14 protein-coding genes are annotated in these 13114 nt (G+C 69.0%); 7 read left to right on the top strand and 7 right to left on the bottom strand.

What is annotated here, in order from left to right:
- Positions 1-3 precede the first annotated feature (3 nt).
- The 4 genes from VHD82_RS07445 to VHD82_RS07430 form a co-directional block, all read right to left on the bottom strand.
- On the bottom strand, positions 4-615 hold the full coding sequence (locus tag VHD82_RS07445; RefSeq protein ID WP_325698511.1) for a DUF1707 domain-containing protein: 612 nt from the start codon (positions 613-615) through the stop codon (positions 4-6).
- A gap of 140 nt (positions 616-755) precedes the next feature.
- Positions 756-1400, bottom strand: coding sequence for a response regulator transcription factor (locus VHD82_RS07440; protein ID WP_325698508.1), 645 nt, complete (start codon positions 1398-1400; stop codon positions 756-758).
- Complete coding sequence (gene macS / locus VHD82_RS07435; RefSeq protein ID WP_325698505.1) at positions 1397-2533, bottom strand: MacS family sensor histidine kinase; 1137 nt, start codon at positions 2531-2533, stop codon at positions 1397-1399. The genes VHD82_RS07440 and macS overlap by 4 nt, the downstream gene beginning before the upstream one ends.
- Positions 2530-3714 carry an AI-2E family transporter gene (locus VHD82_RS07430; protein WP_325698502.1) on the bottom strand — a complete coding sequence of 395 codons (1185 nt, stop codon included), beginning with the start codon at positions 3712-3714 and terminating at the stop codon, positions 2530-2532. Before VHD82_RS07430 ends, macS begins: the two co-directional genes overlap by 4 nt.
- Positions 3715-4131: 417 nt before the next feature.
- On the opposite strand from VHD82_RS07430, the gene VHD82_RS07425 reads away from it, so the two are divergent.
- The 5 genes from VHD82_RS07425 (at position 4132) to VHD82_RS07405 (ending at position 9504) form a co-directional block, all read left to right on the top strand.
- Positions 4132-4554, top strand: a complete 423-nt coding sequence (locus VHD82_RS07425; protein WP_325698493.1) for a hypothetical protein — start codon at positions 4132-4134, stop codon at positions 4552-4554.
- A gap of 50 nt (positions 4555-4604) precedes the next feature.
- Positions 4605-4862, top strand: a complete 258-nt coding sequence (locus tag VHD82_RS07420) for a hypothetical protein (protein ID WP_325698490.1) — start codon at positions 4605-4607, stop codon at positions 4860-4862.
- Positions 4863-4914: 52 nt separating this feature from the next.
- Positions 4915-5172 carry a hypothetical protein gene (locus VHD82_RS07415; RefSeq protein ID WP_325698487.1) on the top strand — a complete coding sequence of 86 codons (258 nt, stop codon included), beginning with the start codon at positions 4915-4917 and terminating at the stop codon, positions 5170-5172.
- Between the two features lie 268 nt (positions 5173-5440).
- A complete protein-coding gene (locus tag VHD82_RS07410; RefSeq protein ID WP_325698484.1) occupies positions 5441-6397 on the top strand; it encodes a hypothetical protein in 957 nt (318 codons plus the stop codon).
- Positions 6398-6567: 170 nt separating this feature from the next.
- On the top strand, positions 6568-9504 hold the full coding sequence (locus tag VHD82_RS07405) for a hypothetical protein (protein WP_325698481.1): 2937 nt from the start codon (positions 6568-6570) through the stop codon (positions 9502-9504).
- A 57-nt stretch (positions 9505-9561) separates the two neighbouring features.
- On the opposite strand, the gene VHD82_RS07400 is transcribed toward VHD82_RS07405, so the two are convergent.
- On the bottom strand, positions 9562-10338 hold the full coding sequence (locus VHD82_RS07400; protein WP_325698478.1) for a class III extradiol ring-cleavage dioxygenase: 777 nt from the start codon (positions 10336-10338) through the stop codon (positions 9562-9564).
- A gap of 123 nt (positions 10339-10461) precedes the next feature.
- Here VHD82_RS07400 and VHD82_RS07395 point away from each other — a divergent pair, with 123 nt between their 5' ends.
- Positions 10462-10854 (top strand): hypothetical protein, encoded by a 393-nt coding sequence (locus tag VHD82_RS07395; RefSeq protein WP_325698475.1) that lies wholly within the window; start codon positions 10462-10464, stop codon positions 10852-10854.
- Here VHD82_RS07395 and VHD82_RS07390 read toward each other — a convergent pair.
- Positions 10834-11157 carry a helix-turn-helix transcriptional regulator gene (locus VHD82_RS07390; protein ID WP_325698472.1) on the bottom strand — a complete coding sequence of 108 codons (324 nt, stop codon included), beginning with the start codon at positions 11155-11157 and terminating at the stop codon, positions 10834-10836. The genes VHD82_RS07395 and VHD82_RS07390 overlap by 21 nt on opposite strands.
- A 66-nt stretch (positions 11158-11223) precedes the next feature.
- Here VHD82_RS07390 and VHD82_RS07385 point away from each other — a divergent pair, with 66 nt between their 5' ends.
- Positions 11224-11889 carry a haloacid dehalogenase type II gene (locus VHD82_RS07385; RefSeq protein WP_325698469.1) on the top strand — a complete coding sequence of 222 codons (666 nt, stop codon included), beginning with the start codon at positions 11224-11226 and terminating at the stop codon, positions 11887-11889.
- A gap of 40 nt (positions 11890-11929) precedes the next feature.
- Here VHD82_RS07385 and dnaB read toward each other — a convergent pair.
- On the bottom strand, positions 11930-13114 hold a 1185-nt coding region (dnaB, locus tag VHD82_RS07380), incomplete at its 5' end, for a replicative DNA helicase (RefSeq protein WP_325698466.1).

Here is a 13114-nt window from a genome sequence, read left to right as displayed (position 1 = left end):
CCGTCAGGAGAACAGGCCGCGCCGCGGGTTGCGGATGTTCAGCGAACCGCCGTGCAACCGGCCGGAAAAGATGAACCTCGGCGTGCCCGGCCTGCCGTCCGAACCGGTCTTGTCCTCCAGCGAGGCGTACTTCAGCTCGGAGATCGCATTCAGGTCCACCGAGGCGTGCTCCGGGATGGTCACCTCGACCGAACCCCATTTGACGTCCAGTTCCACCTGCACCGTCGGCGAGCCGACCTGCGCCTGGGTGAAGTCGAGCTTCGTCGAGCCGTACTTGTTGCGCACCACCAGTTCCGGCGGCACGATCCAGCGGCCGCTGCGGTTGAGCGACGAGTACTTCGCGGACAGTTCGAGGCGCTGGTCGGAGCTGGCGTACGCGGGCGGCGCGGTGACCTGTTCGTGGTTGATCAGCCCGGGGATGTCCACGAGGACGGCGTTCAGCTCGCCGCGGGTGCGGGCGGCGAGCGCGATGTCGGTGCGCTCGGTGAACTCGTCGAGATCGATCATCCCCCGGCCGATGGCCTTCTGCAGGACCCCGACGACGTGCTCGCGCTCCTCGTCGGACACCCGCAGATCTCGCGGGCTCACCGTTTGCGTCTCGGACTCTTCACCCATGCTTCCAGCGTAAGTGGGGAAAACCAGGGGCGGATCCGGGAAAAACCCCTAGAGAATGTTCGGCAGCCCCGTCGTGTGGCGCAATCCGCGATCCGCCCGTCACCCTCGACAGTCCCGCCGTTCCGGAAAACCCCACTCTGTCACTCCTTATCGAGCCCGTGCTCGATCGCGTACCGCGCCAACTCGACCCGGTTGTGCAGCTGGAGTTTGCGCAGCGTCGACTGAACGTGGTTCTCCACCGTCCGGTGCGAGAGCACCAGCCGTTCGGCGATCTGCCGGGACGTGAGCCCCTTCGCGACCAGCCGCAGCACGTCGGTCTCGCGCTCGGTCAGCCGCGGTGGCGGCGCCCCGCCGGCCGGCGCGTCGGCCATCCGCCGGTACTCGCCGAGCACGAGACCGGCCAGCCCGGCGGTGAACACCGGATCTCCTTGCGCCGTCCTGTGCACGGCATCCACCAGCTCGCGCGCGGACGCGGATTTGACCAGGTAGCCGGAGGCGCCCGCCTTCACTGCCTCCAGCACGTCACTGTGCTCGCCGCTCGCGGAGAGCACCAGCACCCTGGTGTCCGGCAGCGCGGCGGTGATCTCCCTCGTTGCCTGCACACCCGAGGTACTGCCGAGGTTGAGGTCCATCAGCACGACGTCGGGACGGACGGTCGCGGCGATGCGCACGGCCGCGGCCGCGTCCGGAGCCGTCGCCCGGACGTCGAACCCGTTCTCCGCCAGGTCGCGTGCCACCCCGTCCCGCCAGATGGGGTGATCGTCTACGACCATCACCGAGATCATTTCGCCGGCACCCGGACCTCCCACTCCGTGCCCCGCCGCTGCGAGGTGTCCAGGGTGATGGTCCCACCGAGCTCAAGTACCCGGCCCCGCATGGATCGCGCGATGCCCAGATGGCCCTGCGCCTCCGCGTCGTCGAGCCTGCCTTCGGGGATGCCCGGCCCGTCGTCCCGCACCGTGATGACCACCTCGGTGCCCAGATCCTCCAGCAGCACCCAGGCCTTCGCGGCCGGCCCGGCATGTTTGTCCACATTGGACAACGCTTCCCGGACGACGGAGACCAGCTCGGCCGTTTTGTGCGCGGGCAGCCTGACTTCGCCTGCCGGTGCGGCCACCTGCACCTTCGACGAGGACAGCAGTTGCAGCGCGGCGCGAAGGTCCGTCTCGCCGGTGCTCGGCCCGGTGGGTTCGGTGGTGACCAGCGCGCGTAGTGCGATTTCTTGCTCCCCGGCCAGTTCCGCCAGCTCAGCCGCCTCGCCGCCGAGCTCCGCGCCACGCCGCCGCACCCTGGCGAGCACCTGCAGCACGCTGTCGTGGATCGACCGGGCCAGCCGCTCTCGTTCGGCGTTGGCGACCTCCGTGCGCCACGCCTGACGCAACGCCGCAGCGGACTTCCGCGCGGTCGTTGCGCTCATCCCGATCAACAGTCCGGTGGCGATCAGCAGCACCCCGTCCCTGGCCACGTCGAGGGTGAACGCCTGCCGCGCGACGGCCGTGCCCGCACCGAGGACGACCCCTGCCGTCACCCCGCCGACCGGCCCGAAGCGGGCCCCCGCGGCGATCGGCACCCCCGCGACCCACACGGTGGTGATCAGCGGATCGAGCCCGGACAGCTGTGCCGGGTCGAGGATCCACGGCGAGGTCAGCATCAACCCGCACGTGACCACCAGGTCCAGCACCACGAACCAGCTCCACCGCCAGCGCAGCGCTTCCCGTGAGTAGACAAGGCTGGTGAGCGCGGTCCAGACGGCCATCGCGCCCAGCACCGTCCACGCCAGCCACGGTCGCTGGTAGTCGCTGTCGTGCACGATCACCGCGCCCAGCGCGAACAGCAAGGTCAGGATCCGCAGCCCGATCCCGCCCCACCACAGTGGCGTGGCCGGTTCGACGGCGGTCGGGCCGAAATGACGGCTCATCGGACTTCGGTGCCCTCTTCCTTGGCCTCGGGCTCCTCGTCGTCGGGCTGTGCGGCGGCCTGATCGTGCAGCACGTCCACGTCCTCGGGATGCGGATCCTTCTCGTGCACCAAGGATTTGATGCCGGAGTTGAGCACGGCCAGCAGCGGCACCGCGAGCAGCGCCCCGGCTATCCCTGCCACCACGAGCCCGGCGGCGATGGACAGCACCACCGCGAGCGGGTGCAGCTTCACCGCGCGGCCGAGCAGCAGCGGCTGCAGGATGTGGCTTTCCAGCTGCATCACCAGTATCACCACGCCGAGCGCGATCAGCGCGGTGATGAACCCCTTGGTGACCAGTGCGATCAGCACGGCGATCGCGCCGGTGACGAACGCGCCGAGGATCGGGATGAACGCACCGAGGAAGACCAGCGTGGCCAGCGGGACAGCCAGCGGCACCTGCAGGATCCACAGCCCGATCCCGATCCCGGTCGCGTCCACCACCGCCACCGCGGCTGTCGCGCGCACGTAGGCGACCAGCGACGCGAACCCCCGCCTGCCGGCCACGTCCACCCGGTTCCGGATGGCGCGCGGCGCCCCGCGCATCAGGAAACCCCAGATCTGCTCGCCACCCGCCAGGAAGAAGATCGTGACGAACAGCGTCAGCAGCATTCCGGTGAGGATCTCGCCGATCGTGCCCGCCGTGGTCAGCGCGTTCGTCGTGATCGCGGCCTGGTGGCTCTGCAGATAGCCGATCGCGTTGTCGATGAACTGCTGGATCTGTTCCTGGCGCAGGTGCAGATCGTTGATCAGCCAGTCGCGCACCTGCGAAAGGCTGTTGTTGAGCTGGGTCTGCAGCTGCGGCAGCCCGTCGGTGAACTGGATGATCACGAACGTGAGCAGCCCGCCGAGCACGGCCAGCCCGCCCACCAGCACGATCGCCGTGGCCAGCCCGCGCGGCACCTTCACGTCGACGAGACGACCGACCGCCGGCGCGAGCAGGGCCGAAATCAGCAGCGCGATGGACACCGGGATGACGACGACGGAAAGCTTGCCGATCAACCAGATGATCACGTAGAGCGCGGCGATGACCAACAGGAACCGCCAGGCATAGGCGGCCGACACCCGCAGCCCGCGGGGTACCGCCGCTGAACTGCCGGGATCCTCGCTGGGCGACGAGACGGGGCGCTGGCCGTTGTTCACGTGCCCACCCTAGCGACCCGGGCGAAACGGGCGTGGCGCTTCCAGCCAGCCCGTTCCCGTCACTCGATCAGGCGCTCTGGGCGTGTCCATCCGGCAAGATCACCTGCGATCTGCGAATCTTTGATCACTCGCACGGGAACAATAGAGATTTCCTCATTACCTCGGGAATGGTGCGCATCCGAAACGGATGGGCATCTTTTCTGCTGCCCGGAAAACGGGGCCCGAGGTGGCGTTATTCACGCTTTGTGCAGTAGTCCGATCAGGTGGCACACGATGGGGTAAGCCGAGTGGATAATTTTCGTATTGCCCGTCTACCTTGATCCCGAGGGACGTGAAAGCGTTTCTTCGGGAACCCGGCAGGCGGCGTAGTCGCGAGCATTGCGATTTCGCCGCCGGTGAATTCAAGGAGCATTACTGGTGAAGTTCAGAAAGGTCGTCGCCGCTTCCGTGGCGGCCGCGGCCGGCGTCCTCGCGCTGGGTGCCTTCGGCTCCACCGCGATGGCGGCTGAGAACCCGCAGTCCGCCCCTGTGGCCAACACCGTCCATGTCGACACGCGATGCGACTGTCTGCCCGGGCCTGCTGCACACCCGAGGCCCGCCAAGCCCGCGAAGCCGGCGAAACCAGCCCCGGCTCCGGCCACCCCCGCGGCACCGGCGCCGAGCAAGGGATCGGTCACCTGTCCGGCGAAGGTGCCGGAAAACCCGACCGGAGCCGATTACGTCAACGCCTGGAACCAGTCCGGCACCTGTTTCGGTGCGGGCGCGGCGGGACTTGTCAGCTCGGCTTGGGCCGGTGCGATCCCGTCGATCGTGCAGGGTGCGCTCGGCGCCGCGAACTGAATACCTCCATCCATCGGCTCGTAAGTTCGAATACGCAAGGAGAACCTGTCATGCGCAAGACCCTGATCCGTACCGTTGCCATCGCCGCGATGGCTGCCGGCGCCTTCGGCCTTGCCGGTGGCATCGCCTCTGCCGACGAGCTCACCGCTCCGGTGGTCGTGCCCTCGCACCCGACCGGTGCCGACTACGTGAACGCCTGGAACGAGTCCGGTGCGCTGCTGGGTGCCGGTGCCGCCGGTCTGGTCAGCTCCGCGTGGGCAGGTGCGATCCCGTCGATCATCCAGGGCGCGGCCGGCTCCCTCGGCTGAGCTGACCGTCGACTTTCCTTCCACCCGAACACTTTTTCCAAGGAGAACCATCATGCGTAAGACCCTCGTGCGTACCGGTGCCGCCGTCGCGATCGCGGCCGGGATCCTCGGCATGTCCGGTGGCATCGCCTCGGCCGACGAAATCACCGCTCCGGTGGTCGTCCCGTCGCACCCGACCGGCGCCGACTACGTGAACGCCTGGAACGAGTCGGGCGCGCTGGCCGGTGCCGGGGCCGCCGGTCTGGTCAGCTCCGCGTGGGCGGGTGCGATCCCGTCGATCATCCAGGGTGCGGCCGGCTCGCTGGGCTGAATCGGATGAACACAGGAAACGGCCCGCTGCAGTGGAAATCTGCTGTAACGGGCCGTTTCCACGTCCGGCGGGCCCACGCCCAGTGCCGATGACCCGTGGTGACATCCGACCACACCGAGTGTTCTTCACACGATCGTGGCATCAAGTGCTTCCCAGGATGCGCGGGTAGGCCTCGATTTGGTTACCTCGTCAAGACAAGCCCGTTCCAGTCTCTCCTGAGGTCATTTCAGGAACGGTTGCAGAGCGCGAATTTCTCGGTAGGAGAACGGTGAAGCAGTACAACGCGGCCAATCGGCGGGGCACGGCACGTGCCGCCCGCTGGTTCTCGCGTGCGCTGCTCGTCGTCGGTGGTGCCGTCGCAGGCACCGCCGCCGCCTGGGCGATCGGCACGGCAAGTGCCTCCGCCGAAACTGTCGCCACCCCGCCCGCCGATTCCGCGCAGCAGAACGATTCCGCACAGCAGGACGTCGCGGGCGAGCAGCTCACCCCGTTCACCGACGCGGTGATGGGCACCTCCGACGATGTCGTCGCCGGCGCCTCCAACCTCGCCGGTGACGTGGCCGGCACAGCGGTCCGCATGGGCACCGGTCAGTTCCGGACCGGCGTCGAGCGCGATCAGCACGTTTCCGACGCGGTGCACGACTTCACCCGTACCGCGGTCCTGCACCCGGCCCAGCGTCTGCTCGGTTCCGCCGAGCACGTCGCACGCAAGCCGCAGGACGCCCCCCAGGTGATCGGCCAGGCGCTGACCCCGCCGCAAGCGGTGCTGGATCTGTTGCACCACAACGGTGGCAAGAGCCTGGTCGACCTGCCGCAGCTGCCTGAAAAGCACGACGGCGAATCCCACACCCCGGCCACTGTGGCTCCGGCGGCGCCTGTCGCCGCCCCCGCCCCGGCCGCGCCGATGGGCCCGTTCGCCGTCGCCCTTTCCAGTAAGCACAGCGGGTTCGAACACGCCGGCCTGCGCTCCGCGCAGCACGGCAAGGATGACCACGCGAACCGGGACCAGTCCCCGTTCGCACCGGCGCGGAGCCCGTGGGCCCCGGCCGGATTCCCTGTCATTCCCAGTGGCTCCACCTCCGGTGGCCACCTCGACGGTTCAGTGCTGGGTGTCCCCACCCACGCGCTGACCGTCGTCGACACGCAGCGGCTGCGCGCCCTGCGTTTCGGCATCCGGCACACGTCGGTCGAGCCGGGCACGCAGCCCGGCGTCACGCCTGACTGATTTCACACGCGGGGCAGCGAACGCGCCCTTTTGCCGTGCCTTTTCCTGGTCGGTCGCGTGTTCCCTGCATCCCGCTCATTCCCCGCGGTTTCTTCCGCGACCCCCGGGTGTTCGTGCACCCGAATCTCATGAGCCCCGCAAGGGAACCCAAGGAAAAGGAGAAATTCTCAATGCAGACCTGGGCAAAGCGCGGTATTCAGACCGCGCTGGTCACGGGTGGCTTGCTGATGCTGGGTACCGGCATCGCATCTGCCGACGAGAACGTCAACCCCGACACTCCGGCCGGACCGCTCGACATCAACGCGAGCATCCCCGTCGACATCTCGAAGAACGCCGTCGGGACCCTCGGCAAGCAGATCAACCTGCCGGAGGTCCACAAGGAGATCAGCACCAAGCCGGTGACGGACGTGCTGAACAAGGCAGTCGCCCCGGTCAGCAAGTCCGGCCTGGCGAAGGCCGCCGCTCCGGCGACCAGTGCGGTCAACGGCGCCGTCTCCAAGGCTGCCGCCGCGACCAAGCGCGCGGACCAGCCCAAGGCTGCCCCGAGCATCGAGCCGACCGGTGACCCGTTCATGGGCAACAAGGTCGTGGGCAACGTCGCGGTGCCGATCCAGATCACCGGCAACGCGATCGGTGTGCTGGGCAACGCGGCCGTCGACTCCGACGAGACGCAGACCTACGAGCACAACACCGACGTCAGCACCTCCGGTGCGGGCGGCGGCCTCGCGGGCAATGTCGTGAACCTCGACTGGGCGCTTCCGATCCAGATCTCCGGCAACGCGGGCGGCCTCGGCGGCAGCGGCAAGACCTCCGGCAGTGCGACGCAGTCCGCGGCCACCACCGGTGAGACCACAACCGACGGCACCAACGGCGGGCTCGCCGGCAACGTGGTCGCCCCGCAGGGCGCCACCCCGGTGCAGGTTTCCGGCAACGCGCTGGGCTGGTTCCTCGGCCACGCCGAGACCGACTTCAACGGCAGCAGCGACGCCACCTCTGGCGGTTCCATCGCCACGCACGGTTCGAAGGGTGCGGGCACCGGGAACGTGGCCGGGGTGCCGGTCGCCCTGCCGGCCAAGGTCTCGAACAACGCGATCTCCTGGGGCGGCGACGCCGACTCGGCCGGCGGTTCGACCGCCGACGCGACCGCGGGCGGCACCCGTCCGGGCCCGATCCGCGACATCCCGACGTACATCTCGACCGACGGCGACCAGTCGTTCCTGGCCGGCAACGTCGCGCAGCCGCAGCCGGCCGTCCCGGCGACGGTTGTGGGCAACGCGGCCGCGTGGATCGGCAACTCGACCGCGGGCAGCGGTATCGAGCGTGCCGCCACCATCATCGGCAGCAACGCCACGTCCGGCGGTTTCACCAGCACCAGCGGCCGTGAGTCGGCCGGGTCGGGCAACATCGCCGACGCTCCCGTCGCGCTCCCGGCCGAGGTGTTCTGCGTCGGTGGCACCTGGATCGGCAACGCACACGCGGGCGGCTGCGAGAACACCGTCGACGCGACCGCGGGTCAGGGCGGTACCTACACCAACGGCAACGGCGGCTTTGTCGCGGGCAACAGCGCGAGCGCGCAGCCCGCGGGCACGGCCGAGGTGTTCGGCGTCGGCGGGTCCTGGATCGGCAACGCCTCCGGCTCGGCGACGGAAGACAAGACCGTCACGGCCGGCGGCTACAACGGCAGCCAGGGCAACGACTCGACGGGTTCGGGCAACGTGGCCCAGGTCCCGGTGGCTGTGCCCGCCGAGGTGCTCGGCGTCGGCGGGTCCTGGATCGGCCAGGGTGCGGGCACCGCATCCGAGACCAAGGACATCACCGCCGGTGGTGGCGGCAACACCCAGGACGACCACGGTGCCGGCAGCGCCAACCTGATCGCGGCCCCGGTTTCGCTCCCCGTCCAGGCCTTCGGCATCGGTGCGTCCTGGATCGGCCAGGGCGTCGGTGAGGCGTGCACCGACACCACCTCGACCGCGGGCGGCGAACTCAACGCCAACGGCAAGGAGGGCTTCCTGGCCGGGAACCTCGGCGAGGTCCCGGTTTCGCTGCCCACCCAGGCACACGGCCTCGGCGCGGCGCTGACGGGCATCGGACGCGGCTCGAGCCAGAACATGACCGACTCGACCGCGGGCGGCGACGCCACGGCGACCGGTGAGGGTGGCTCGATCGCGGGCAACATCGTGAACGTCCCGGCGGCCGGTGCGGCCACCGTCGACGGGCTCGGTGCGGTGCTCGGCGGAATCGCGGCAGGCGACGCGACCAACGACGTCGTTTCGACCGCCGGTGGTTCCGCGGAGACCAACGGCGACGGCGGCTCGATCGCGGGCGACATCATCAGCGCCCAGCTGCTGCCGGTCGCGCAGGTCTTCGGTGACGCGGCCAGCCTCGGCGGCGTCGCGACCGGCAACGGCATCAACGACACCGAGGTCACCTCGGGCGGCGACGAGTCCACCTCCGGTGTGGGCGGCGCGCTGGCCGGCGACATCTTCGATGTCCCGGTGTCGGCCGTGGCTCAGGTGTTCGGCGTTGCCGCTTCGCTCGGCGGCGTCGCGCACGCGGTTGCGGACAACACCACGACGGCGACCGACGCGGGCACGGACACCACGACCGGCCCGACGCACTCGCTGTCCGGGCTGAACAAGCAGATCCCGCTCGGCGCGCTCGTCCAGGTCTACGACATCCCGCTGGGCCTGCTGGCCACGGTGGGCGAGGAGACCACGAACGACACCGTCGACACCGTGGCGAACCACGCGCCGCAGATCGACCTGCCGATCACCCTCTCCGAGCTGCAGGCACACCAGCTGCCGACGTTCTCGTCGCTGAAGTCGCTGCCGCTGCCCACCCAGAAGCGTGCGGACCTGCCCCAGGTCAACACGCTGCCGGTGCAGCTCCCGGGTGCTGACGCGCTGGGCTCGCTGCCGGGCACCGACGCGCTGGGCTCGCTGTCGGGCGTGCTGCCGACCGAGCTGCCCGCCGGTCCGGCGAGCATCCAGGGCGTGCTGCCGCAGGGCAACCTGGCAGGCGTCTCGGGCCTGAACGAGAACCCCACCTCCGTCATCACCAAGATCACCGACCTGGTGAGCGGCAAGGGAATCCACGTCCAGGGCTGATCTTCTGATCAGCACGTGAAGGCGGGTCCGGGAGCAACGGCGCTCCCGGACCCGTTTTCAGCCGAGCTGCACGGAGCGTTTCGCCAGGCCGTACCAGTAGCCGTCGATCACCGTTTCCGGTGTGGCGTCGTCGATCCCGGCGCCGAGCGAAACGAACAGCGGCGCGAAGTGCTCGATCCGCGGGTGCGCCAGCGTCGCGGCCGGGGCCTTGCGCTGGAAGTCCAGCAGCGCGTCGATGTCGCCGGCGTTCAGCATTTCCCCGCCCCAGTGGTCGAATTCGGCTGACCACGCCGGCGGGGCGCCGTCCGTGCCGTCGACCGCCCGCATCGCCGCGAGGTTGTGCGTGAAGAAACCACTGCCGATGATCAGCACGCCTTCATCGCGTAACGGCTTGAGTTTTCGTCCCATCTCGAACAGCGCGCGGGGATCCAGCGACGGCATGGAAATCTGCAGCACCGGGATGTCGGCGTCGGGGTACATCTCCACCAGCGGCACGTAGGCGCCGTGGTCCAGACCGCGCTCGGGCGCTTCGTGCACCGGGGTTTCGTTGCTGTGCAAGAGTTTCCTGACTCGCGCGGCGAGCTCCGGAGCGCCTGGCGCCGGATAGGTGACCTGGTAGTAGTGCTCGGGGAAGCCCCAGAAGTCGTAGACCAGCGGCACGGTCGTGGTGGCACCCAAGGTCAGCGGAGCCTCTTCCCAGTGCGCCGACACCACCAGGATCGCCTTGGGCCGGGGCAGCCCGGCAGACCAGTCGGCGAGCTGCCGGGTCCAGGTCGGATCGTCGGCGAGCGGCGGTGCACCGTGGCTCAGGTACAGCACCGGTGTCGCACTCATCGCAGCCTCCATGTTTGAAAGTTCAACTACTACTGTAGCTGACGCCGGAGGGCGCGTCGTTATTCCTCAGGCCGGAACCGGTACAGACTGGCCGGTCACCAGTGGCGGTGGTTGAGTTGAGACGTGGCGGGGACCGTTCCGGTCGGGAACCTGATCGCTTATCTGGCGGTATCGGCGATACCACCGGTGTTTTTCTGGGCCATGCTGAAACTCCCGAAGCTCGCGGACGCCGCGCTCAGCCGCCGCCGTCGCCCGCCGCTGACCGACGCCCCACCGATCGAACAGCTCGCCGCGGATCTTCGCCGCGTGCACCGGGCGCTCACGCGGCTCGCCCCTGACGCCCCGGCCGTCCGCCGCCGCGCCACCCGCCAGGCATACGACGCCCTGCTGATCCAGGCGTGCCGGGCCATCAACGAGCCGCACTGGCTGACGGAGTTGGCCGAAGGCATCGAGCGCGACATGGAGCGCTTGCGCATCGAGGAACGGTTGCGCTCCTCAGGTTTCGCCGTGCCGTGAATCAAGCTTGCCGAGCACGTCGAGCAACCCGGGGAACCGCTCGCCGAAGTCCTCCCGCAACCGGACGAAGGTGCCGTTTCCCGCGTCGCGTTGCCGGATGAGCCCGGCCTCGCGCAGGACGCGCCAGTGGTAGGTGCGAGTGGATTTGGCCCTTGGCAGCTCGAACGAGGCGCACGCGCGCTCGGTTTCGTCGCCGTGCACCAGTTCCAGCACGATGCGCCGGCGCGATGGATCCGACAAGGCCGCAAGCACGTTGTCCAGCCCGACGTCAGCGAGCGCGGGATGCGGGAATTCGACGGGCACGTGGACAGGGTACGACAAAGCTCGTACCCTCAGGTACGAGAAAACTAGTACCTAGGAGGTCGCGCGGTGCTGTGCGTATTCGACATCAACGAAACCCTGCTGGATCTCACCGCGCTGGACGAGATGTTCCTCGACCTCACCGGCTCGGCCACCGCGCGGGAGGAATGGTTCACGCTGGTCATCCACACCGCGCTGACCGTCACCGCGACAGGTGGATACCGGGACTTCGCCGAGATCGCCGGTGCCGCCGCGGGAGCGATCGCCGCCGGGTACGGCCGCCCGTTCGACGACGCGCAACGGCAGCGGATCGGGGCCGGTCTTCGCGAGCTGCCGCCGCATCCCGACGTCCCGGACGCGCTGGCGCGGCTGCGTGGCGACGGATTCACGTTGGTGGCGCTGGGAAACTCACCACTTGCGACGATCGAAGCGCAGTTGGCCAACTCCGGGCTCGCCGGTTTGTTCGACCGTGTTTTTTCGGCGGAACAAGCGGGTGCGCTCAAACCCGCCGCCGCGCCCTACCGGCAGGTGCTCGACGCCTACGACATCCGAGCCGACGAGGCGATCATGATCGCCGCGCACGACTGGGACATCGCCGGCGCCCAGGCAGCCGGACTACGCACCGGTTTCGTTGCCCGGCCCGGCCAAACCGAACTGCCTGGCGCGCCCGCTGCCACGCTGACGGCGCCCGACCTCGGTGCACTCGCCGAACTCGTGCGAACCCAGCCGCGGTGACGTTGGGCGCGCTCCGGGCAGCCCCTGGAACGGATAGCTCTCAACCCTGTGCGAGGTCGGCGAACCGGCTGTAGTGCAGCTGGTGGGCGACGACGATGGTGCTGGTGGGGCCCGCACGGTGCTTGGCGAGGATCAGGTCGGCCTCGCCGGCGCGCGGGTCGTCCCGCTCCCACGCGTCCGGCCGGTTGATCAGGATGACCATGTCGGCGTCCTGCTCCAGCGAGCCGGACTCACGCAGGTCCGACAGCATCGGGCGCTTGTCGGTGCGCTGTTCGGGACCACGGTTCAGCTGGCTGATCGCGATCACCGGGACCTGGATCTCCTTGGCCAGCAGCTTGAGCTGCCGGGAGAACTCCGAGACCTCCTGCTGCCGCGACTCGACCCGCTTGCCCGAAGTCATCAGCTGCATGTAGTCGACGACCACGAGCTTCAGGTCGTTGCGCTGCTTGAGCCGGCGCGCCTTGGCCCGGATCTCCATCATCGTCATGTTCGGCGAGTCGTCGATGAACAGCGGCGCCTCGCTGATCTCGCTCATCCGCCGCGCCAGCCGGGTCCAGTCGTCGTCGGACATGCGGCCGCCGCGCATGTCCGCGAGGCGGATCCGGGCCTCGGCGGAGAGCATGCGCATGACGATCTCGATCCGGCTCATTTCCAGCGAGAAGATCACGCTGGACATGCCGTGCTTGATCGAGCACGAGCGTGCGAAGTCCAGCCCCAGCGTCGACTTGCCGACACCGGGCCGGGCCGCGACGATGATCATCTGGCCGGGGTGCAGGCCGTTGGTCACCTCGTCGAGATCCGCGAACCCGGTCGGCACGCCCTGGGCGTGGCCCCCGCGGGAGGCGATCGCGTCGATCTCGTCCATCGTCGGCTGGAGCAGTTCCTCCAGCGCGACGTAGTCCTCGCTGGTGCGCCGCTCGGTGACCTCGTAGATGGCGGCCTGCGCGCGGTCGACGACCTCCGAGACATCACCGCTCGAGCCGGTGTTCGCGCCGTAGCCGTACTGGACGATGCGGGTACCGGCCTCGACGAGCCTGCGCAGGATCGCCTTCTCCGCGACGATCTCGGCGTAGTAGCTGGCGTTGGCCGCCGTGGGCACGGTCGCGATCAGCGTGTGCAGGTACGGTGCGCCACCCACCCTGGCCAGCTCACCGCGCCGCTCCAGTTCCGCGGACACGGTGATCGGGTCGGCCGGCTCACCCCGGGCGTAGAGGTCCAGGACGCA

It is taken from the genome of Amycolatopsis sp., assembly GCF_035546795.1.
Lineage (GTDB): Bacteria > Actinomycetota > Actinomycetes > Mycobacteriales > Pseudonocardiaceae > Amycolatopsis_E.
Note: the sequence above shows the minus strand (reverse complement) of the source record. Positions and strands in the feature narration are given on the sequence as shown.

Excerpts from the sequence above, each read along its gene's own strand:
- VHD82_RS07440 (WP_325698508.1), bottom strand. The coding sequence starts at position 1,400 with ATGATCTCGGTGATGGTCGTAGACGATCACCCCATCTGGCGGGACGGG.
- VHD82_RS07415 (WP_325698487.1), top strand. The coding sequence starts at position 4,915 with ATGCGTAAGACCCTCGTGCGTACCGGTGCCGCCGTCGCGATCGCGGCC.
- VHD82_RS07420 (WP_325698490.1), top strand. The coding sequence starts at position 4,605 with ATGCGCAAGACCCTGATCCGTACCGTTGCCATCGCCGCGATGGCTGCC.
- VHD82_RS07400 (WP_325698478.1), bottom strand. The coding sequence starts at position 10,338 with ATGAGTGCGACACCGGTGCTGTACCTGAGCCACGGTGCACCGCCGCTC.
- macS (WP_325698505.1), bottom strand. The coding sequence starts at position 2,533 with ATGAGCCGTCATTTCGGCCCGACCGCCGTCGAACCGGCCACGCCACTG.
- VHD82_RS07405 (WP_325698481.1), top strand. The coding sequence starts at position 6,568 with ATGCAGACCTGGGCAAAGCGCGGTATTCAGACCGCGCTGGTCACGGGT.
- VHD82_RS07445 (WP_325698511.1), bottom strand. The coding sequence starts at position 615 with ATGGGTGAAGAGTCCGAGACGCAAACGGTGAGCCCGCGAGATCTGCGG.